The sequence below is a fragment of the Pantoea anthophila genome, from assembly GCF_026104315.1.
GTDB lineage: Bacteria > Pseudomonadota > Gammaproteobacteria > Enterobacterales > Enterobacteriaceae > Pantoea > Pantoea anthophila.
The window spans coordinates 2,111,368-2,130,656 of the sequence record NZ_CP110473.1 but is presented as its reverse complement, the minus strand read 5'-3'; the positions used below and the strand labels follow the sequence as shown (position 1 = coordinate 2,130,656).

The 19,289-nt window shown below is 54.9% G+C and carries 23 protein-coding genes; 11 read left to right on the top strand and 12 right to left on the bottom strand.

The features are described 5' to 3' along the window. Positions 1-144 precede the first annotated feature (144 nt). Complete coding sequence (gene zinT / locus OJ965_RS12440) at positions 145-795, top strand: metal-binding protein ZinT (RefSeq protein ID WP_420874787.1); 651 nt, start codon at positions 145-147, stop codon at positions 793-795. Positions 796-874: 79 nt separating this feature from the next. Here the strand turns inward: zinT and OJ965_RS12435 are convergent, their stop codons facing one another. Beyond that, positions 875-1,240, bottom strand: a complete 366-nt coding sequence (locus OJ965_RS12435) for an MmcQ/YjbR family DNA-binding protein (protein ID WP_009090418.1) — start codon at positions 1,238-1,240, stop codon at positions 875-877. A gap of 102 nt (positions 1,241-1,342) precedes the next feature. On the opposite strand from OJ965_RS12435, the gene OJ965_RS12430 reads away from it, so the two are divergent. Continuing rightward, complete coding sequence (locus OJ965_RS12430; RefSeq protein ID WP_265136042.1) at positions 1,343-2,347, top strand: apurinic/apyrimidinic endonuclease family protein; 1,005 nt, start codon at positions 1,343-1,345, stop codon at positions 2,345-2,347. Here the strand turns inward: OJ965_RS12430 and OJ965_RS12425 are convergent. The 3 genes from OJ965_RS12425 to OJ965_RS12415 form a co-directional block, all read right to left on the bottom strand. Continuing rightward, entirely contained in the window at positions 2,344-3,207 is an 864-nt protein-coding gene (locus tag OJ965_RS12425; protein WP_265136040.1) for an SDR family oxidoreductase, read from the bottom strand. The two genes, OJ965_RS12430 and OJ965_RS12425, sit on opposite strands and share 4 nt — an antisense overlap. A 71-nt stretch (positions 3,208-3,278) precedes the next feature. Next, positions 3,279-4,127 (bottom strand): manganese catalase family protein, encoded by an 849-nt coding sequence (locus tag OJ965_RS12420; RefSeq protein ID WP_009090415.1) that lies wholly within the window; start codon positions 4,125-4,127, stop codon positions 3,279-3,281. A 277-nt stretch (positions 4,128-4,404) separates the two neighbouring features. Then, positions 4,405-4,662 carry a biofilm development regulator YmgB/AriR family protein gene (locus OJ965_RS12415; protein WP_033736266.1) on the bottom strand — a complete coding sequence of 86 codons (258 nt, stop codon included), beginning with the start codon at positions 4,660-4,662 and terminating at the stop codon, positions 4,405-4,407. 551 nt (positions 4,663-5,213) lie between these two features. Between OJ965_RS12415 and OJ965_RS12410 the strand changes: the two genes are divergently transcribed. The 3 genes from OJ965_RS12410 (at position 5,214) to umuC (ending at position 7,780) form a co-directional block, all read left to right on the top strand. Then, complete coding sequence (locus tag OJ965_RS12410; RefSeq protein ID WP_009090413.1) at positions 5,214-5,438, top strand: hypothetical protein; 225 nt, start codon at positions 5,214-5,216, stop codon at positions 5,436-5,438. Between the two features lie 651 nt (positions 5,439-6,089). Then, the gene (gene umuD, locus OJ965_RS12405; protein WP_009090412.1) at positions 6,090-6,509 is read left to right on the top strand and encodes a translesion error-prone DNA polymerase V autoproteolytic subunit; all 420 of its coding nucleotides are present in this window, start codon (positions 6,090-6,092) and stop codon (positions 6,507-6,509) included. A 2-nt stretch (positions 6,510-6,511) separates the two neighbouring features. Then, positions 6,512-7,780 carry a translesion error-prone DNA polymerase V subunit UmuC gene (gene umuC, locus OJ965_RS12400; RefSeq protein WP_046101759.1) on the top strand — a complete coding sequence of 423 codons (1,269 nt, stop codon included), beginning with the start codon at positions 6,512-6,514 and terminating at the stop codon, positions 7,778-7,780. A 120-nt stretch (positions 7,781-7,900) separates the two neighbouring features. On the opposite strand, the gene OJ965_RS12395 is transcribed toward umuC, so the two are convergent. After that, positions 7,901-8,782 (bottom strand): LysR family transcriptional regulator, encoded by an 882-nt coding sequence (locus OJ965_RS12395; protein WP_265136034.1) that lies wholly within the window; start codon positions 8,780-8,782, stop codon positions 7,901-7,903. A gap of 346 nt (positions 8,783-9,128) precedes the next feature. Between OJ965_RS12395 and OJ965_RS12390 the strand changes: the two genes are divergently transcribed. Then, positions 9,129-10,370, top strand: a complete 1,242-nt coding sequence (locus tag OJ965_RS12390) for an MFS transporter (protein WP_420874786.1) — start codon at positions 9,129-9,131, stop codon at positions 10,368-10,370. Between the two features lie 197 nt (positions 10,371-10,567). Next, positions 10,568-11,182, top strand: coding sequence for a TetR/AcrR family transcriptional regulator (locus OJ965_RS12385; protein ID WP_058956544.1), 615 nt, complete (start codon positions 10,568-10,570; stop codon positions 11,180-11,182). A 74-nt stretch (positions 11,183-11,256) separates the two neighbouring features. Here the strand turns inward: OJ965_RS12385 and ycgZ are convergent, their stop codons facing one another. From ycgZ to OJ965_RS12360, 5 genes are all read right to left on the bottom strand, one after another. Continuing rightward, the gene (gene ycgZ, locus OJ965_RS12380) at positions 11,257-11,496 is read right to left on the bottom strand and encodes a regulatory protein YcgZ (RefSeq protein ID WP_009090377.1); all 240 of its coding nucleotides are present in this window, start codon (positions 11,494-11,496) and stop codon (positions 11,257-11,259) included. 225 nt (positions 11,497-11,721) lie between these two features. Continuing rightward, positions 11,722-11,994: a hypothetical protein gene (locus OJ965_RS12375; protein ID WP_009090376.1), complete on the bottom strand. Its 273-nt coding sequence runs from the start codon at positions 11,992-11,994 to the stop codon at positions 11,722-11,724. Between the two features lie 378 nt (positions 11,995-12,372). Next, on the bottom strand, positions 12,373-12,603 hold the full coding sequence (locus tag OJ965_RS12370) for a YgdI/YgdR family lipoprotein (RefSeq protein ID WP_009090374.1): 231 nt from the start codon (positions 12,601-12,603) through the stop codon (positions 12,373-12,375). Positions 12,604-12,618: 15 nt separating this feature from the next. Further along, the gene (locus tag OJ965_RS12365) at positions 12,619-12,852 is read right to left on the bottom strand and encodes a YgdI/YgdR family lipoprotein (protein WP_009090372.1); all 234 of its coding nucleotides are present in this window, start codon (positions 12,850-12,852) and stop codon (positions 12,619-12,621) included. Positions 12,853-13,236: 384 nt separating this feature from the next. Then, a complete protein-coding gene (locus OJ965_RS12360; RefSeq protein ID WP_009090370.1) occupies positions 13,237-13,440 on the bottom strand; it encodes a hypothetical protein in 204 nt (67 codons plus the stop codon). A 189-nt stretch (positions 13,441-13,629) separates the two neighbouring features. Between OJ965_RS12360 and OJ965_RS12355 the strand changes: the two genes are divergently transcribed. From OJ965_RS12355 to pdxY, 4 genes are all read left to right on the top strand, one after another. After that, entirely contained in the window at positions 13,630-13,944 is a 315-nt protein-coding gene (locus OJ965_RS12355; protein WP_009090369.1) for an MliC family protein, read from the top strand. Between the two features lie 25 nt (positions 13,945-13,969). Continuing rightward, positions 13,970-14,626, top strand: coding sequence for a pyridoxamine 5'-phosphate oxidase (gene pdxH, locus OJ965_RS12350; protein ID WP_009090367.1), 657 nt, complete (start codon positions 13,970-13,972; stop codon positions 14,624-14,626). Between the two features lie 140 nt (positions 14,627-14,766). Beyond that, positions 14,767-16,041: a tyrosine--tRNA ligase gene (gene tyrS, locus OJ965_RS12345; RefSeq protein ID WP_009090365.1), complete on the top strand. Its 1,275-nt coding sequence runs from the start codon at positions 14,767-14,769 to the stop codon at positions 16,039-16,041. A gap of 56 nt (positions 16,042-16,097) precedes the next feature. Next, positions 16,098-16,958 carry a pyridoxal kinase PdxY gene (gene pdxY, locus OJ965_RS12340; protein WP_009090363.1) on the top strand — a complete coding sequence of 287 codons (861 nt, stop codon included), beginning with the start codon at positions 16,098-16,100 and terminating at the stop codon, positions 16,956-16,958. 32 nt (positions 16,959-16,990) lie between these two features. Here the strand turns inward: pdxY and gstA are convergent, their stop codons facing one another. Next, positions 16,991-17,596 (bottom strand): glutathione transferase GstA, encoded by a 606-nt coding sequence (gene gstA, locus OJ965_RS12335; protein WP_009090361.1) that lies wholly within the window; start codon positions 17,594-17,596, stop codon positions 16,991-16,993. Between the two features lie 147 nt (positions 17,597-17,743). Then, on the bottom strand, positions 17,744-19,240 hold the full coding sequence (gene dtpA / locus OJ965_RS12330; RefSeq protein ID WP_009090360.1) for a dipeptide/tripeptide permease DtpA: 1,497 nt from the start codon (positions 19,238-19,240) through the stop codon (positions 17,744-17,746). Between the last annotated feature and the right edge of the window lie 49 nt (positions 19,241-19,289).

Sequence of the window (19,289 nt, the reverse complement as noted above, 5' to 3'; positions counted from 1 at the left end):
TGACCTGCCATCTCTCCCCGCTGAGGCGCTGAACCGGGGAGATAACCATAAACAGATTTAATGTTGATAAAGCGGTAAATGGGTTGAATGTGGAAATGTTATATCATAACATTTCATTTTGTAACTTTTACTGAGGGTCAGGTTGTGGTGAATCATGCAGGTAAATGGATAGGGATCGTGGCGGCGCTGTTAATCACGCAGCAGGTGCAGGCACACGGCAGTCACGCACATGGCAAACCGCTGTCAGCGCAGGAGCAGAAAGCCGCTGAAGGGATCTTTGCTGACAGCGACGTGAAAGATCGTTCGCTTTCTGACTGGGATGGGCTGTGGCAGTCGGTCTATCCGCTACTGCAGAGTGGCGAGCTGGACCCGGTCTGGCAGAAAAAAGCGCAGCAGGATCCCCATAAAACGGCCGCAGAATATAAAGAATATTATCGCAAAGGGTATGCCACCCGCGTCGATACCATCGGTATTGAAAATGGCGTGATGGAGTTTCACGTGGGCGACCAGGTCAGCGCCTGTCACTACCGCTATGACGGCTATAAAATCCTGACCTACAGCTCTGGCAAAAAAGGGGTGCGCTACCTCTTTACCTGTGAAGACGCGAACAGCCGCGCGCCAAAATATGTGCAGTTCAGCGACCACACCATCGGACCGCGTAAGTCTGCCCATTTCCATATCTTCACGGGCAACGACTCTCAGCAGGCGCTGCTGGCGGAGATGGAGAACTGGCCGACCTATTATCCCTACCAGATGATGAATGCTGAGGTGGTGGAGGAGATGCTGCACCACTAAGCGCGGGGTAAGATGGCTCACGGGTGACGGCGGGTCGGACTCCTGTCCGCCGTCCTTCTCCTGACCCGTGGCCGCGCTGTCAGCCCACCCAGACCGGGCGGCGCGAAGCGGGGATACCCTTCACGACGCGGCGATAAGCCTCCTCCACCAGTTGCTGAATCAGGCCGGGCGAGAGGCCGTCACCGGGCGAGACCGTAATCCAGTGGCGCTTATTCATGTGATAGCCGGGGGTAATGGAGGGGTAGATGACCCGGTGCAGCTCCGCCTGCTGCGGCTCACATTTCAGCGTGATGATGAGCACCCCGCGCAGTTCGGTCAGCAGCAAAAACACTTTTCCACACACTTTATATACCTGATGTTTCGGCCCGAACGGATAGCTGCATTCGGCGGCGGGCAGCCGCTCCGCTGCGTCGATGGCGATGCGCTGGATTTCATGGCCCTGCATAGCGTTTCTCCCTGTCACTCTATAGCCTGCCTCTGCGCCCCCGCGACTGGCTGGTCGCCAGAGGCCTGTTACACTTCTGATAAGCATCAATCAGGAGCAGTCATGAAATTAGGCTTTGCATGTAAGTATCTCAACAGTGATGGCAAACAATTTTTCCCGTTTCGAGCCACCACCCGTAAACGGTTTCTGAGTTTATCGCATGATGAACGTTATCAGCTGCTCCATGAGATCAGCGTGACCAATCTGAATCATCTTTATCAGACGCTGGAGCAACTGGCTACCTTACCCGCGCCTCTCCGGATGATGCGTATCGGCAGCGATCTGCTGCCGCTTTACACCGTGCCCGAAGCCACACCGCTGTTTGCGGCGTTTCTGCCCGAGCTCCATCCGCTGTTTGCCCGCTGTGGTGAACTGGCGCGGGCAAACGATATCCGGCTCTCCTTCCATCCGGGCCAATACACCGTGCTGGCCTCCGACAATCCCGATGTGGTGACGCGCGCGCTGGAGGATGTGGAGTATCACACGCTCTGCGCCACGCTGATGGGCTACGGCAAACAGTTTCAGGATTTCAAAATCAACATCCATATGAACGGCAAGGCGGGGTTCGACGGATTTAAACGCGCCTTTGAGCAGCTCAGCCCGGAAGCGCAACGGATGCTGACGGTGGAGAATGATGAGATCTCCTGTTCGCTGGATGACGTGCTGCAGGCGGCACCGCTCTGTCCGGTGGTGCTGGATATTCACCATCACTGGGTAAAAGAGAGTGAGTTTATTCAGCCAGACGATCCGCGTGTTGCCCGCGTCATCGACTCCTGGCGCGGCGTGCGCCCGGTGCTGCACTACTCGATTTCGCAGGAGGGGATCATTCCGCCGCAGGGCTGGCCCGATCAGGCGGCGCTGGGGGTGAGCAAAAGCAAACTGCGGGCGCACTCTTACTACTTCTTTAACCCGACGCTGAATGGATGGGCGCTGTCGTTTCAGGATTTCGACATTATGTGCGAAGTGAAAATGAAGAATCTGGCGCGGGAACCGCTCTACGCCTGGGCGATAGCGCAGCAGCGGATAGCCGATCCCCTGGCAGAGTGTGCCAGGGAATCGTCCTGTTAAATAATCGCCACGCCGCCGGTGACGGCGATGGTTGCCCCTGAAATGTAGCTGCCTTCGTCACTGGCCAGCATCACATAGGTGGGTGCCAGCTCAGCAGGCTGACCGGCCCGCTGCAGCGGCACCTCACTGCCAAAGTTTTTCACCTGTTCAACCGGCATGGTCGAGGGGATCAGCGGCGTCCAGATAGGGCCGGGCGCGACCGCATTGGCGCGGATACCTTTTTCAGCCAGCAGAGCGGCCAGTCCGCCGGAGAAGTTGACGATGGCGGCTTTCGTGGCCGAATAGGCGAGCAGCTTCGGTTTTGGCTGATCGGCATTGATTGAGGCGGTGTTGATGATCGACCCGCCCGGCGGCATATGCCGGGTGGCGGCTTTGGTCAGGTAAAACATCGCGTAGAGGTTGGTTTTCATGGTGCGGTCAAACTCTTCATCGCTGATCTCATCCAGCGACATACGCGTCATCTGAAAGGCGGCGTTGTTGACCAGAATGTTAACCTCCCCGAACGCCTCGACGGCCCGATCGACCAGCGCGTTACAGTGAGACGCCTCGGTAATATCGCCGGGCATCAGCACGGCTTTGCGACCGGCGGCCTCTACCAGCCGGGCCGTATCCTGCGCATCTTCATGTTCATCGAGGTAGGAGATCAGCACATCGGCACCTTCGCGGGCAAACGCAATGGCGACAGCCCGGCCAATGCCGGAGTCGCCACCGGTAATAATGGCTTTTTTACCCGTCAGGCGGCCTGATCCCTGATAGCTCTCTTCGCCATGATCGGGCTGCGGCTGCATCGCGGCAGTGCTGCCTGGCCACGTCTGCTGCTGTTCGGCGAAAGGTGGCTGTGGACGCTGAGTGGATGACATGGCTATTCCTCCAGTAAAAGGGGCGAAACCTGTCAGGGCGTCACTCCCCGACAGGCGTGCAGCATGAGTGATTAAGGTTTTGGCGGCGTGATACCGTCAATCTGCTCGGCCTGGGCACCGGAACCCGGGCGGGCGTTACCGAGCAGCGGTTCGTCACCCAGAATATCGGGCTGCTGTTTCGCGCTGAACTGACCCTGACCATCGTAAGCCGGACCGCTGCTCCAGCGGCCTTCCGGCAGCGGTTTATCCAGTGAGGTGTTCAGGCAGTAGTAGGAGTGTTCCTGCGCCTCATTTTCCTGCGGGAAGCTGTTCGGAATCGGCAGCGAGGCGTTCAGTCCGCCCATCTCCTCAATCACCGCCAGCCACTGCTGCTGGTGCATGGTGTCCCTGGCGATCAGGAACGAGAGGAAATCCTTCATGCCTTTATCTTCGGTCATGTTGTAGAGACGGGTAGCCAGCACGCGACCGGTGGCCTCTGCGGTGACGTTGGCCAGCATATCCGCCGCGACGTTACCGGAGGCGTAGATGTGGCTCATGTCGAACGGCATCCCGTTGGCGTTCACCGGCATTGCGGCCAGGCCGGAAGAGAGAATATGGCGCGGGTTCATGCCACCCAGAATCGCATTGACCACCGGATCTTTCGCGGAGGCTTCCTGGTAAGAGAGGGGGGCACCTTCCAGATTAAGCGCCACAGCGTAGCCCAGCATTTCGATATGGCTCAGCTCTTCGGTGGCGGTTGAGATCAGCAGATCGCGAATCCGCACATCACCGCGTGCGCCCATTGCCTGGAAAAAGTATTGCATCGCTACACGAATTTCACCTTCGACGCCGCCGATGGCCTGCTGTAACAGCATGGCAAACTCTGGATCGGGTTTCTCTACACGAACCGGAAATTGAAGTTTTGATGAATGATGAAACATGATTATTTTCCTCGTCTGTGTTTGCAGGAGATGCAGAAAAAGCCTGGACACAGATATCGGATAAATAAAGCGAACCGAGAGCAATTAACCGCAATTGATGGTGAAATAAGCGGCAAAAATGGTTAAATCTGGCACGATATCTGGCTGTAAGAGAGGGCGGAAAAGAGGGAACGGAAAGGGGGTTGCAGGACAAAAAAAAGCCCCTTATCAGGGGCAGATTCCGGACAGGAAACGCATCCATGCTAATTCGCGTTCCATCGTAACAGACACAGGTTTTTTAGCTGGCGCTGGCTGCCGGCGCACGCTGCAGAACATGTTCGAGAGCCTGACGGTAAACGTCCTGTTTAACCACGTCACGCTCACTCTCCAGGCGGTTAATCAGGCCCAGCACGACATCTTTATCGGAAACGTGGGCTTTAGCACGGGCGAGTTCAGCATGGACAGCCGCGATAACCTGTTTTTCAGTCGTCAGTGTCTTGCCAGAGTTCATGAAGTAATCAGAAATCTGAGACTCTGTATTCATCGTAGGTTGCATGTCAGGCCTCATAAGAAATTGGGGGTTGATGCGTCGATTCAGATCCGGTGACCGGCAGACGCAAAAAAAAATTGCATCTGAAGGTGGAAATCCACAACACCTTCAGATGCGGTGCAAAGCACCCTTCGTTACAAGTGATTTATCGTCACGCAGTAAAGTTATACAATAATGAGAAACTTGTACAATGAAATCTGATAAAAGTGTACTGGTCGGAGGTGTTGGCGGGTTGAGTTTTCCGGGAAAATGGCAGGTTTTGTTTTTTTATGTGAGCAAATACAGTGGGTTAATTTATCATCCCGGTCAGCGTAACGGGAAGGGTAAGGCACCCGTTTATTTTGCGGCCACCCGGTAAAAACGTTACAACTGCCTTTTTTACGCCGTTTTTCTCCAGAAACCTGTACAGCCTGTACAGGTTTCTGCGGTGCACAGGATCAGCATGCAGCGCGGCTGCTGGAATCCTGACCGTCCGGCCGGCCAGGACGCATAATTCACTTCACACGCCGGAGGCAGAAGACTAAGGTTGACCCCTAATTCATCACAAGGAAACGATCATGGTTCACGACTATTTCGCGATACCGCCTGCGGGCATCACTCAGGAGCAACACAAACGTTCGGTCGCCGTGGCGGCTGCCCTGTCAGTGGCAAAAGAGTCCGTCAGCGCCTCGACCTCGGCTACCGGCTCTAAAGCCTCCTGGGATCTGCAGGCAGTGGCCAATGAAATTGGCAATCTGGCCGACGCGATTCAGGATGCGCTGGAGAGCGACAGCGCGGTTTAAACGCTGACGGCGAGGCCACCGCCGCCGCTGAGACGGAAGAGAACAGGGCGGTGGCAGCGACCCGCACAGCCTGCGAACGGTCACTGTCGAGCACTGCCGGAAAGGGGGTTATCTCATCGCCCCCGGCTCAGACTGAATAGCGTGGAAGAGCCTGTGCGCTGCTTATTTCCTTTCTCCCGACCGCTCCGCTCTTCTTGTTTTTTGCGCACGATCACTCTCTTATCTGACCTCTTTTCATTCCCGGAATGATTCAGCGCACGCGGCTGAACATTCTCTTTTTCTGCCTGCGATAAATGTCCTTCAGCCAGCGTCACCGCATTAAGGCTGTCGCGCGTTGCCGTTTAAAAAAGCGGAATAATCAGGCTGCGTTGCCTGTTTAAATGGCCGCCGGGCGTGATCCGATTGTGCTTAAGTTAAAAAGTCAGCGGGTGAATTTATAAGAAGAATGAATGTAAGTCGCTCTCAGCGTTATTTTATCGCTGCGGAGAAAATCATCTGATTTCGCTTAATATCGCGGCAGCCAGAAAGAAAGATTAAAAAAAGTGTGTGGTTGTCAGGCGCTTTACTTAAAAACACCTCGTTTCGCTTGATTAAAAGGGGGATTCGATATTACTGTATTTATATACAGTAATCCGGAAGAGGAGAACAATGATGGAATTTATCAAACCTGCGGACATACGCGCCGCAATGGCCTTGCCGCTCTATATCGAACGTGTCCCGTGCGGATTTCCCTCCCCGGCGCAGGACTATGTTGAACAGCGTATCGATCTGAATACCCTGATGGTACAGCACCCCAGCGCCACCTATTTTGTCCGGGTCAGCGGCGAATCGATGATAGAGGCGGGCATCAATGATGGTGACATGCTGGTGGTCGACAGCTCTCTCACCGCCGGGCATGGGGACATCGTGGTAGCTGCCGTCGACGGGGAATTTACCGTGAAACGCCTGCAGCTTCATCCCTGCCTGCAACTGATGCCGATGAACACCAAATTTAAGCCCATCGCCATCCAGACTGAAGATGTGCTGGAAGTGTTTGGCGTCGTCACCTTTGTGATTAAATCGACGCACTGAGCATGTTTGCGCTGGTGGATGTGAACTGCTTTTACGCGTCATGTGAAACAGTTTTCCGGCCCGATCTGAAAGGCAAGCCGGTTGTCGTGCTGTCTAATAACGACGGTTGTGTGATTGCACGCAGTGCTGAGGCAAAGAAACTCGGCATTAAAATGGGCGCTCCCTATTTTAAAATGCGTGAAGAGCTGACGCGTCACGCGGTACAGGTCTTCAGCTCAAATTACGCGCTCTATGCTGACATGAGCCATCGGGTGATGACCATACTGGAAGAGATGGCCCCATCGGTGGAGATCTACTCGATTGATGAAGCCTTTATGGATCTCACCGGCGTGCAGAACGCTGTGGCGCTGGAGACGTTTGGTCAACAGGTCCGGGAACGGATACGTAAAGAGACCCATCTGACCGTGGGTGTCGGCATAGCACCGACGAAGACGCTGGCCAAACTGGCAAATTTTGCGGCTAAAAAGTGGACAAAAACCGGCGGGATTGTTGATCTGTCAAACCCCGAACGACAGAGAAAGCTGCTGGCGCTGATTAATGTCGCCGACGTCTGGGGTGTCGGGCACCGTATCAGTAAACGGCTCAACGCGATGGGCGTGATGACGGCAAAAGATCTGGCGGATCAAAGTACCGATTTGATCCGCAGGCAATTCAGTGTGGTAATGGAGCGTACCGTCAGAGAGTTACGCGGCGAGTCCTGTCTGGATCTGGAACCGGACGAGCCTGATAAGCAGCAGATTATGTGTTCACGCTCATTCGGCTACCGCATCTCCGATTACCATCAGATGCGGGAAGCTGTCTGTGCCTATGCTGAACGTGCGGCAGAAAAGCTGCGTCGCGAGAAGCAATATTGTCGTCAGGTCGGGGTCTTCGTACGCACCAGCCCGCATGCCGCTGATGAGCCTTTTTATGGCAACCAATCGACCGCCCAGCTTCTGATCCCGACTCACGACACCCGCGACATTATTCGTGTCGCGATGGCGTGTCTGGATAATATCTGGATTGAGGGCCATCGCTATATGAAGGCAGGGATTGTGCTGACGGATTTTTTCAGTCAGGGAGTGGCTCAGCTTGATCTCTTCGATGAACATCAGCCACGCCGAAATAGTGAAGAGCTGATGCAGCTCATCGACAGGATTAACACGCGCGGTAGCGGGAAACTGTGGTTTGCAGGTCAGGGCGTAAACAAAGCCTGGGCGATGAAGCGTGATATGTTGTCGCCTGCCTATACCACACGGGTAACGGATCTGCCTGTGGCGGCGCTTAAATAGAGATTCTCCTGTTTAGTTATGCGGTCCGCGTCGTAATGCCAGGCAAAAATGTCGGATAACGCCGCGACCCGATTTATTTCAGGTGCCTTGTAGTATGTACCTGAAATTTATCTGATGCCCTTAGTCTCTGGCCCTGATTTCTTCGGCAAAACAGTGCTCCAGCGCCGTAATCACAGCCCTGATGCGTGCGACTTTTTGCAAATCGGGATGGAGCACCAGCCAGATATCGACCGGATCGCGTTTTTCAGGCAAAACCGGGATTAATTCCGGATCGCTGTTAGCTAAAAATGTCGAAAGCAGACCGATACCCATCCCGCGTTTAATAGCGGACTGCATCAGCAACTGCGTGTTGCACTCCAGCACGACCTGCTGACTGTTAACTGTAAAGCCACACAGGTTTTGCCGATGACGTGGCACTTTGTCTGCCGGAAACATGACCAGCTGATGACCGCTTAATCCATGTTCATGATTCGGATCTCCGAACCGATCCAGATAACGCTGGCTGGCATAGAGCCCCATCTCAATGGTCGCCAGGCGTTTAACGATTAACTCTTCTGAATCGGGGCGGGCACCACGAATGGCGATATCCGCGCCGCGATATGAGATATCGGAGAAACCGATTCCGGTCAGCAGGGTTACAGTAATATCCGGATATTGTTCGCGCAGACGTTGAATGGCAGGCATGACAAATACAGTGGCAAGCGTGTCTGTGCTGGCGATACGCACGTTACCTGCAAGGGTGTTATCGCCGCAGGCGGCTTTACGACTCATCGCCTGCATGGCACTTTCCATAGCCGTGGCTTCTGTCATCACCTGATCGCCAAACTCACTCAGCGTAAAGGCCCGGGGCGTGCGTATAAACAACCGCGAACCGAGTGCGCTTTCAAATGCGGCAATACGTCGTCCTACTGTCGCCTGGTCGACGTTCAATGATTTTGAAGCACCCCGCAACGTTTTTTGTCTCGCCAGCGCGAGGAAAAAACGGACATCATCCCAGTTCATCTCTTACCTTCTTCCTTAACATGGACACGTTCTTACCGCGGCAAGTGTCAACGTTAACGGATTCAGTATCAATCGTTTATCGGCAGAATAATCTGCCGGTACGGCGTGACGTTTGTGACTCCATTCGTATCCTGACGACACAGGCTACAGGTTTATCCCATGCTGCGTAGTCTTAAAGCCTGAGCATGCCTGGACCGATGTGACAAGCAGCATTATTGAAGCCCTGTGATGCAGTTATGGGGATGTACCGGTTCTCTGCCAGGCCCTATGATGCCCGCCTCTCATTACGCCCGAACGTCAATATGACCCGGTCATGCTTATGAAGTATGCGCTCAGGATAATAAACATGTCAGAAGTTAACCTCATGGCGGATAGTTCTCATCACGCCACTGTAAAGATGCGAGCCTTATGCTTTATTGCACTGGCGCTGGTCGCTGCCTTATTAAACAGCAGTGCACCAACGCCGCTTTATCCTCTCTATCAGCAGCAGTTGGGTTTGTCCGCTGTCAGCCTGACGATAATCTATGGCGCATATGCGGGAGGGGTTTTAATTGCGTTATTCAGTGTGGGAAATCTTGCCGGTAAAGTGGCTGACCTGCGCAGTCTGATGATACCTGCGCTGCTGGCCGTCTTTGCGGGTGCCTTGCTGTTTTCCCTGGCCGACTCGTTTGCCTGTCTGTTTATGGCACGTCTGCTGGCGGGCCTCGGAACCGGAGCATTAACCGGCGCAGCCAATATTGCTCTTTTGCGTTTTGGCCCGAAAGATGGTGGTAAAGCTGCGGCTCTGATCGCCACGCTCTCTTTCACAACCGGTCTGGCGCTGGGGCCCGTTTTCAGCGGCGTGGCGATTCAGACAGATTTCTACAGCCAGACGCTGCCGTTTGTACTGATTATGATGACGGCCGCGATCGCCCTTACTGGATTGCGCCTGAGCTGGCCAGCGCATCACCATGACCAGCCCAGGGTTGTCTCATCCTCGTCCGCCATCTCAGCGGATGCAGCACTAAAAGCCGGACTGAAAGCGACGGGTATACGGTTTTTTCTGTGTGCAGGTGCGTTGTTTATGAGCTGGGCATTTGCCGCCAGCATTTTATCGATTGGACCGGCGGTCGCTGAGCATCTCCTCGACATTCATCGTCAGGGTGTGTATGCCTATGTAATAGCAGTCTATTTGGTGGTCGCCGGTATCAGCCAGATTTTAAGCCGCCGGATTAGCGCTCGCACCTCTCTCGCGGCAGGCTGTCTTACGCAGGTCATTTCTATCATGTTTTTTACCTGGGCTATCAGCACTCACTCTTTAACAGGGGCATGCGCCGGACTGCTCGTGGCCGGATATTCTTATGGTGCGATTTTTGTGGGAAGCGCGACGCTGGTCAATATGATCTCCCCAGCGTCCAGTCACGCAAAACTGATTTCGCTGTTTTACGTCATTGCCTATATCGCTAACTGGGTGCCCGTGCTGTTAGGTGCGGTGGTGGATCACGCCAGCCTGAATCTGGCCGTTGATCTGCTGTTCAGCGTCGGTGCGTTTATCTGTTTACTGCTGAGCATCACGGTGTTCTGGATAAAGATGGAAAAACGCGACTAATCTTCAGCCATCAGGCGTAGTCTGATGGCTGCCGTGACGGCCATTACCGGCTGTTGCGCCTCATTTCCTGCAGCCTTACCGCTTTTTATCGGAGGCGTATAACGCACTGTCGTGCTGACCATCTGTACTTGTTGCCTGCGCCTGCGCTAGAATCCCCGGTTGATTTGACCGAAATGCACCTCTTCAGGCCGGTAATAATGATCACGACAGCGACAACGCAAAAAAGCAGAGAGCGGGGACGGCCCAGAGAGTTCGACATCGAGCAGGCTCTGGATCACGCGATGATCGTTTTCCGGCAAAAGGGGTACCATGCAGCCTCCATCGGCGATCTGAGTGAGGCGATGAACCTCTCTGCAGGCAGTATCTATAAGGCGTTTAAAGATAAACGCTCTCTGTTTCTGCTGGTCTTCGAGCGCTATCTGCTGCTGCGCAATGCCGATCTGCGCCGTCGTCTGGCCCCCTGCGTGAGCGGGCGGGAGAAGATCACCGAGCTGTTACAGTTCTATCTGGATTCGGCGCGGGCGACGGAGGGACGGCGCGGCTGCCTGGTTGTCGCCAGTGCCATTGCGTTGCAGACAATGGATGAGGCGCTGGCGCAGCGCATCAATGAAGTTGTGCAGCGTAATCAGCGCTTCCTGGTTTCACTGCTGGAGCTGGGGCAACGGGATGGCTCTATCGATAACACGCTGGACAGTGAAGCGGCAGCGGGTCTGATTCTCTGCATTGCGTTTGGTATGCGGGTGACAGGCAAGGTGGGCGATATGGTCAATGAACAGCAGACGCTGGCACTGGCATTAAAGGTACTGGGGTAACAGCGAGCCCGCTGTGTGACGCGACACCCTCCGGAGCATCTCCGGCACGCGGGGGGCTGAAACGCCCCCGACGATTAACGGCCGAACAGCAGGCTGATGAGCGCGTGATAGTGGCGCTCTTCTTCCTGTGACGAGGCTGTTTCAAGGCGGCGCAGCAGTTTGGTGCAGATCGATTTGCGATTCACGTTCTGACCGGCATTCAGAATTTCCACCACCACCTGTCCCAGCGTCTCTTGCTGTGAAGGCAGGCTTGCCGCATTAAAATAACGGGCAATGTCGTCTGCCGTTTGTGGCAGCCTCTGGTTCGGGTACATGGGTCGTTTCCTGGCGGATAGTTCAGCATCTAACGAATAGGTACAAAGTTATACAATATTGTCTGTGTTGTACAGCTATTTTGGCAGAAATCGCCTGCTTTTTATTCAGCACGGCTGCGCTGACAGTGGCAGGGTAAAAAACAGGATGAGCGGAGTCGGCGCAGGGTGCAAAACCAGCAGGCGGGCGCAGACTGAATGCACCCGACAGCCTGGCCTGCAGCATAGCTAGCGGTAATCTTTCAGGAAAACCGGTGCCTGTCCGGTCTCAACCAGCCAGTTAAGTTCGGCGCGGTCGCGCGATGCGGCTTCGGTGAAACTTTTGAGCCAGTTTCGCGCATCGGCAATCTGGGCGACGCGTTCATCACTGCGCTCATGCTCGGCCATTTCACCCAGCTGGCGAATCAGTGAAACGAGCGTGATTTCCTGCTCTGTAAAAGCCAGATTAATTGCCGCTTCACCAAGAATCATATGACCGACGTTTTTGTCATAATACACCATATGTCATCTCCTGATTAATGAGCCATACGCCAGTTTAGTTAATGGCGTCTCTGACTAAAAGAGCAGAAATAGCAGGTCAAAACGATCGGTCTTTTCCCAAAATAAACGGCACCTCAAAGCGAAGCGCTAACCTGTTAATATTGCAGCATAAAAAATTTCAGATACCTCTGTTCATAAAATAACTGAGCGATTTTGACGATTAAACAGAGAGGGAGATGCCTGAAATTCAGATAAGCCAGCGACTCTGGCCAGGCACAGGGTCACATTAAAGCGCGCCTGTTTCAGCAACAGAGAAAGGAGAGGGGGTTTATAAAAAGAGGCGGACGGCTGACAGACAGAATAAAGCCGCCCGAAGGCGGCTTTATTCCACAGAGAGCGTTATTTATTCGGTACTTCGGAAACCGCTTTAACGTCGGCTTTATTAATCTGTTGCTTCACGCCGTTTGCATCGGTGTAAGCCAGCAGGCCTGCATCAGATTCTGACGGTTTGCCATCACTAATAATGGTGCGTCCATCGTTAGTCTGAATCGCATAGCTGGTGCGGGTGCAGCCAGTTAATACAGTCATACCAATCAATGCGGCGAGCGGTAAAATCAGCGCTTTTTTCATCTTATTCACCTTATATTAGTTATCGAGTTCACTCATATTACTGATCTCATTGCGATTGATTTGCTCAGTTTTTCCTGTCTGAGCATCGCGATAAGAAACCAGACCGGTATCTGAATCAATCTGCGGTTTACCATCGGTCACGATGGTGCGGCCATCAGTGGTCTTAATCGATTGATTTGAAGAGCAGCCTGCCAGTGTGCCTAAAGAGAGAGCCAGCAATGCGATAGCTGACAGGGATTTCATTTTCATTTTTTGTTCTCCATGAATTCATATCCAGACGTTTACAGCATAGACGCCTTTATAAATTTTGCTGGCCCTGACCCGCTCCGTTGCGTTTTTTTTAAGCAAAAACAGTGGCCGCTGTGATTATTTCCGACACTGAGTCCGGGAAATAGCATTTATTGCAACTTTGTATTGTCGGCACGGACGTTTTGCGCTGCTGGCCTTCCGTCACAATAAGCACAAAGCCAAAGGCGAAAATAAGATCGGTGATAAGGGCCGCTATTTTGTTAATGCCCGGACCGTCAGCAGGAGAATAGATCGCAGCGCGGAACCCGGGCGCTGTGGTGAGCTCTTCTGCAAGGGAGAATGAGTGGCCCGAAGCCGGTGCGATCCCGGGCCAGAGAGAGGCTATCAGAGGACAGAGTCTTCGCCCGCTTTGGCGGCCGCTTTTTCCGCCTTCATGGCGCTGACCGGATCGGAGGCGCTCAGCCAGCGGTCAAACTTCTGGTAGGTGTCGATAAAGGTCTTAAAGTAGCTGCTGGCAATGGTGGCATTCTCTTTGTGATTCATAAACGCCACGGCCAGCTTGAATGCATCTTCGTTATCAAATTTCATGTTGGTTTCCCTCGCTTAAGATGCATAGAGCGTAGCCTGATAACGCGACCTCTGCATTCAGACAACCGCCTGAAAAGCGACAATAATTCTCTCTGCCCGACGCCATTCATCCGATTGGCGCGGATTCCCACTTACTTCACGCCAAATCCTTCTTATAATGCCAGCTTCACTTGTGAAGGGGACCCGCTTATGTCGAAAGGATTAATCGTTGCCGCTGTGCTGCTGCTGTCGGGTTGCAGCCTGTTGCATAAACAGCCGCCAGCGCCGCAGACGCTGCACTATCGCTGTGGGACGCTGCCGCTGACCGTGACGCTGGATGAGGGTCAGCAGCAGGTCAGTTTCATTATGGACGGCCAGCCGCTGACGCTGAAGCAGACCGTATCGGCGTCCGGTGCCCGTTACAGCGATGGCACCTATGTTTTCTGGTCTAAAGGCAACGGCGCATTTATTGAACGGAACGATAAAATTGTCGTGAACGATTGTGAGCTGCAACCTGCCAGCTGACTCTTTATCTGAAAAGGCGAGCATTATGAGCGACAGCGAAACGCTACACACCATTGCCCATCTGCGGCGTGAATATACCCGCGGCGGATTACGCCGGAAGGATCTGCCGGACGATCCCGTCGTCCTGTTTGAACAGTGGCTGAGCCAGGCCTGCGAGGCAAAACTGCCCGATCCGACGGCCATGACCGTCGCAACCGTGGATGAACAGGGCCAGCCGTGGCAGCGTATCGTGCTGCTGAAGCACTTCGATGCGCAGGGCATGGTGTTCTATACCAACCTCGGCAGCCGCAAGGCGTTACAGCTGGCAAACAATCCGCGCATCTGCCTGCACTTCCCGTGGCACTACCTGGAGCGTCAGGTGATGGTGCTGGGCGAAGTGGAAAAACTCTCGCCGCTGGAGGTGCTGAAATATTTCCACAGCCGTCCGCGTGACAGTCAGATCGGGGCCTGGGTGTCGAAGCAGTCGAGCCGTATTTCGGCGCGCGGCATTCTGGAAGGGAAGTTCCTTGAGCTTAAGCAGAAGTTCCAGCAGGGCGACGTGCCGCTGCCCAGTTTCTGGGGCGGCTATCGGGTGAAATTTCATACGCTGGAGTTCTGGCAGGGGGGCGAACATCGCCTGCACGATCGTTTTATCTACCAGCGCGATCACGATGGCTGGAAAATCGACCGTCTGGCACCCTGAATCTGCACGATTCCCCCCTATCAGCGCTGGCACAGAGAGCGTCAGCGCTTTATGCTATAGCCCTGATTTTTTTCGATTCCGCATCCCGGCGGAAAGCTGTGTACCAGCCTAGGTGCAGTCTGATCAATTTGGAGTCAGTAATGACCAGCAGTAACCTGATACAACAATTGCAGGAGAGGGGCCTTATCGCCCAGGTGACGGATGAAGAGGCGCTGACAGAGAAACTGGCGCAGGGGCCAATTTCGCTCTATTGCGGCTTTGACCCCACAGCCGACAGCTTGCATTTGGGCCATCTGGTACCGCTGCTCTGCCTGAAGCGTTTTCAGGATGCCGGCCACAAGCCGGTGGCACTGGTCGGTGGCGCAACCGGCCTGATTGGCGACCCGAGCTTCAAAGCCGCAGAGCGTAAACTTAATACCAGCGAAACCGTCGGTGAATGGGTTGAAAAGATCCGCCAGCAGGTGGCTCCCTTCCTCGACTTCGATTGCGGCAGCAACAGCGCAATCGCCGCCAATAACTACGACTGGTTTGGCAGCATGAACGTGCTGACCTTCCTGCGCGATATCGGCAAGCACTTCTCCGTCAATCAGATGATCAACAAAGAAGCGGTGAAGCAGCGCCTGAACCGTGACGATCAGGGCATCTCCTTTACCGAGTTCTCTTACAATCTGCTGCAGGGCTATGACTTTGCCTGCCTGAATGAGCGCCACGGCGTCTCGCTGCAGATTGGCGGATCGGATCAGTGGGGTAACATCACCTCCGGTATCGACCTGACCCGTCGTCTGCATCAGAACCAGGTGTTTGGCCTGACCGTGCCGCTGATCACCAAGTCTGACGGCACCAAGTTCGGTAAAACCGAAGGCGGCGCAGTCTGGCTGGATGCGAAAAAGACCAGTCCGTACAAGTTCTATCAGTTCTGGATCAACACCGCGGACGCAGATGTCTATCGCTTCCTGAAGTTCTTCACCTTCATGAGCATTGAAGAGATCAACGCGCTGGAAGAAGAGGACAAAAACAGCGGCACCGCGCCACGTGCGCAGTATGTGCTGGCTGAGCAGGTTACGCGTCTGGTGCATGGCGAAGCGGGTCTGTCAGCGGCGAAACGCATCACGGCCAGCCTCTTCTCCGGCGCCGTGAGCGATATGACCGAAGCAGATTTCGAGCAGCTGGCGCAGGATGGCATGCCAACCATCACCCTGAGCGCTGAAGACGATCTGCAGCAGGCGCTGGTGAAAGCGGAGCTGGTGCCGTCACGTGGTCAGGCTCGCACCATGATTGGCTCCAACGCCGTCTCTCTGAACGGTGAAAAGCAGTCTGACGCGGAATACCGCTTCAGCGACAGTGACAAACTGTTTAACCGCTTCACGCTGCTGCGTCGCGGTAAGAAACATTACTGCCTGATTAACTGGCAGTAAGATTTCAGGGCCGGTCTCCGGCCCTTTTTTATGGCAAGGCAGGACAGGGCAAACAAGTGAAAAATATTTTAGCGATTCAGTCGCACGTTGTTTTTGGTCACGCCGGGAATGCGGCGGCTGAGTTTCCGATGCGCCGCCTGGGTGCAAACGTCTGGCCGCTGAATACCGTGCAGTTTTCCAACCATACGCAATATGGCCACTGGACCGGCACGGTGATGCCAGCAACGCACTTAACCGACATCGTTAAAGGCATTGCGGACATCGACCGTCTGAAGACCTGTGACGCGGTGCTGAGCGGCTATCTGGGCTCGGCGGAGCAGGGCGAGCAGATTCTGGAGATTGTCCGTCAGGTCAAAGCGGCCAACCCGAACGCCTGGTACTTCTGCGATCCGGTGATGGGCCATCCGGAGAAAGGCTGTATCGTCGCCCCGGGCGTGGCAGAGTTTCACTGCAAAATGGCGATGCCTGCCAGCGACATCATCGCGCCGAACCTGCTGGAGCTGGAGATGCTGAGCGAACGCACCGTCACTGATGTGGACGCGGCGGTTGACGCGGCACGGGCGCTGATCGCTCAGGGGCCGCGCGTGGTGCTGGTGAAACATCTGGCGCGTGCGGGACGTCGCAGCGATCGCTTTGAGATGCTGCTGGTGACGGCAGAGGATGCCTGGCACATCAGCCGTCCGCTGGTGGACTTTGGCGTCCGTCAGCCGGTCGGCGTGGGGGATCTGACCAGCGGACTGCTGCTGGTTAATCTGCTGCACGGTAAATCGCTGCAGGATGCGCTGGAGCACGTCACCGCTGCGGTTTATGAGGTGATGCTGAAAACCCATCAGATGGGTGAGTATGAGCTGCAGCTGGTGGCGGCACAGGATGCCATCGCCCATCCTACCCAGCACTTCGCGGCTGAAAAGCTGTAACGCATCAGGGCCGGTTATCCGGCCCTGTTCACTCAGGCTAATCCTTCGGCCCTGAGTGCCGCCTGCACCGCAGGCCGCTCTGCAACCCGCTCAAACCACGCCTTCAGCGCCGTATACTCAGACAGATCCAGCCCCAGCGCGTTTGCCCAGCGCGTCACCACGAAGAGATACGCATCGGCCACGCTGAAGTGCAGCCCCATCAGCCACTGTCTGTCACGCAGTGATTCATCGACAAAACGAAATTTTGCTTCCAGCTGGCTGCGGGTCTGCGCTTTTACCTCGTCAGAGTAACCCGGCCGGAACAGCGGCCCGAAACTTTTATGCAGCTCACTGCCAACGTAGCTGAGCCACGCAACGGTCTGGTAGCGCGTCAGGCTGCCAACCGGTGCCAGCAGGTGGCGATCGGGTTTGAGATCCGCCAGGTACTGCACAATGGCGACGCCTTCCGTCAGCACGGTGCCATCGCTGAGCTGCAGGGCGGGCACCTGACCTTTGGGATTGATCTGGCGAAAGTCGTCGCCGCGTTCGGTGAGCTTTGTAGCCAGATCAACGCTGACCTGGGTGAAGTCGAGCCCGCATTCGCGCATGACAATGTGAGGTGAGAGCGAACAGGCACCCGCTTTGCAAAACAGTTTCATAACCCGGTCTCCTTGTGGCAATGGGGTTACTGCATAGTAAATGCTCAGAGCAGAATTGCCAGTGACAGGGATCAGGGAATAATCAGGGGGAGACGTCAGCCATAAAAAAGCCGGGCAGAGCCCGGCTGATAGATGACAGGGTGGCTGTCAGGCCTGCACATCCCGGGCTTTTGCTTCAGAGTCCTGCGTCATGCGGTTCAGCAGCGGCGCAGTAATCAGCATCAGCACGGCGATCACTGCCGTAGTAATACCAATCTCCTGGAACACACGGCTGTAGGTTGCCAGTGAAATCAGCGGATCGGTCACGTTTTCAGGCACAGCCATCAGGTTAGCGACTTTACCGGCAATCACCGCCGCACCGGCGGTGGTCAGGAACCAGGAGCCCATGATAAAGCCCATCAGCCGCTGAGGCACCAGCTGCGCGACCATCGCCAGGCCGAGACCGGAGATCATCAGCTCACCGATACTCTGCAGCGCATAGCTCAGGATCAGCCAGTTCACAGAAACGATACCGGCATCGCTGGCAAACTTCGCGCCCAGCGGCAGCACCAGAAACGCGGCGGAGCAGAGCACCATACCAAAGGCAAATTTGTGCGGCATCGGCAGCTTATCGCCCAGCTTGTTGTAGAGCGACGCCAGCAGCGGGCTGGCCAGCATGATCCAGAACGGGTTCAGCGCCTGGAACTGCTCCGGGGCAAAGGTAATGCCGAAGATAGTGTGCTCAACGTTACGGATAGCGAAGAAGTTCAGAGAGGTCGGCATCTGCATGTAGAGCACGAAGAACAGAATCGCTTCAACCATCAGCAGGAAGGCCACGATCATCTTACGACGCGCCGCGCCCTGCAGCGCAAAGGCCTCTTTGGCAAACACCAGCACGATGCCCAGTGCAATCACCGCCAGCACCACGCGTGCAATCGCCTGGTGATGCAGCATCCAGTTTGCCAGTGCGACCAGCACCACGACGCCCACGAGGGTCATCAGCAGTTTACCGACCTGCAGCGGCGCAAAGTCCGGTTTAGAACCGTAATCTTTGACCATGCGTTTGCAGAACAGGAAGTTGAACAGGGTGATGACCAGACCGATGACGCAGAGGGAGAAAGCGACGCTGTAGCCATATTTTGCGGCTAACCACGGTGTCAGCATCATCGAGAACAGCGAACCGATGTTAATCGACATGTAGAACATGGTGAACGCACCGTCGAGACGCGGGTCATCTTTCTCATAGCAGGTCGAAAGCAGCGAAGAGGGATTCGCTTTAAACAGGCCGCTACCCACGGCAATGGTCGCCATACCGAGATAGACGATACTGACGTTGTGGCCGGAGAAGGCGACCAGCGCATAACCCAGCGCCAGCACCAGCACACCCAGTACGATGACGCGTTTAGTACCCAGCACCTTATCACCGAGCCAGCCGCCGATGGCGACCAGACCATAAACCAGCGCACTGAATGAAGAGAACAGGGTAATAGAGTCTGATTCAGACAATCCCAGCTGCTTCACCAGGTAAACCGCCATAATGGCCTGCAGGCCATAGAAGCCAAAACGCTCCCATAACTCAATCGAAAAGATTAAGTAGAACGCCTTTGGCTGTTTAAACGCATTGAGGCTGACAGCCTCATCAGTGTGTTTGTTTGCAGTTGACACTTGTACCTCAGTTTTGTCACATCCTGTTTCGGGACAGGAATTAAGTCTG

What these genes read in the sequence shown, in the direction of transcription:
- OJ965_RS12435 (WP_009090418.1), bottom strand. Translation starts at nt 1,240, where the DNA reads ATGCAGGGCCATGAAATCCAGCGCATCGCCATCGACGCAGCGGAGCGG.
- OJ965_RS12430 (WP_265136042.1), top strand. Translation starts at nt 1,343, where the DNA reads ATGAAATTAGGCTTTGCATGTAAGTATCTCAACAGTGATGGCAAACAA.
- OJ965_RS12425 (WP_265136040.1), bottom strand. Translation starts at nt 3,207, where the DNA reads ATGTCATCCACTCAGCGTCCACAGCCACCTTTCGCCGAACAGCAGCAG.
- OJ965_RS12420 (WP_009090415.1), bottom strand. Translation starts at nt 4,127, where the DNA reads ATGTTTCATCATTCATCAAAACTTCAATTTCCGGTTCGTGTAGAGAAA.
- OJ965_RS12415 (WP_033736266.1), bottom strand. Translation starts at nt 4,662, where the DNA reads ATGCAACCTACGATGAATACAGAGTCTCAGATTTCTGATTACTTCATG.
- OJ965_RS12410 (WP_009090413.1), top strand. Translation starts at nt 5,214, where the DNA reads ATGGTTCACGACTATTTCGCGATACCGCCTGCGGGCATCACTCAGGAG.
- umuD (WP_009090412.1), top strand. Translation starts at nt 6,090, where the DNA reads ATGGAATTTATCAAACCTGCGGACATACGCGCCGCAATGGCCTTGCCG.
- umuC (WP_046101759.1), top strand. Translation starts at nt 6,512, where the DNA reads ATGTTTGCGCTGGTGGATGTGAACTGCTTTTACGCGTCATGTGAAACA.
- OJ965_RS12395 (WP_265136034.1), bottom strand. Translation starts at nt 8,782, where the DNA reads ATGAACTGGGATGATGTCCGTTTTTTCCTCGCGCTGGCGAGACAAAAA.
- OJ965_RS12390 (WP_420874786.1), top strand. Translation starts at nt 9,129, where the DNA reads ATGTCAGAAGTTAACCTCATGGCGGATAGTTCTCATCACGCCACTGTA.
- OJ965_RS12385 (WP_058956544.1), top strand. Translation starts at nt 10,568, where the DNA reads ATGATCACGACAGCGACAACGCAAAAAAGCAGAGAGCGGGGACGGCCC.
- ycgZ (WP_009090377.1), bottom strand. Translation starts at nt 11,496, where the DNA reads ATGTACCCGAACCAGAGGCTGCCACAAACGGCAGACGACATTGCCCGT.
- OJ965_RS12375 (WP_009090376.1), bottom strand. Translation starts at nt 11,994, where the DNA reads ATGGTGTATTATGACAAAAACGTCGGTCATATGATTCTTGGTGAAGCG.
- OJ965_RS12370 (WP_009090374.1), bottom strand. Translation starts at nt 12,603, where the DNA reads ATGAAAAAAGCGCTGATTTTACCGCTCGCCGCATTGATTGGTATGACT.
- OJ965_RS12365 (WP_009090372.1), bottom strand. Translation starts at nt 12,852, where the DNA reads ATGAAAATGAAATCCCTGTCAGCTATCGCATTGCTGGCTCTCTCTTTA.
- OJ965_RS12360 (WP_009090370.1), bottom strand. Translation starts at nt 13,440, where the DNA reads ATGAAATTTGATAACGAAGATGCATTCAAGCTGGCCGTGGCGTTTATG.
- OJ965_RS12355 (WP_009090369.1), top strand. Translation starts at nt 13,630, where the DNA reads ATGTCGAAAGGATTAATCGTTGCCGCTGTGCTGCTGCTGTCGGGTTGC.
- pdxH (WP_009090367.1), top strand. Translation starts at nt 13,970, where the DNA reads ATGAGCGACAGCGAAACGCTACACACCATTGCCCATCTGCGGCGTGAA.
- tyrS (WP_009090365.1), top strand. Translation starts at nt 14,767, where the DNA reads ATGACCAGCAGTAACCTGATACAACAATTGCAGGAGAGGGGCCTTATC.
- gstA (WP_009090361.1), bottom strand. Translation starts at nt 17,596, where the DNA reads ATGAAACTGTTTTGCAAAGCGGGTGCCTGTTCGCTCTCACCTCACATT.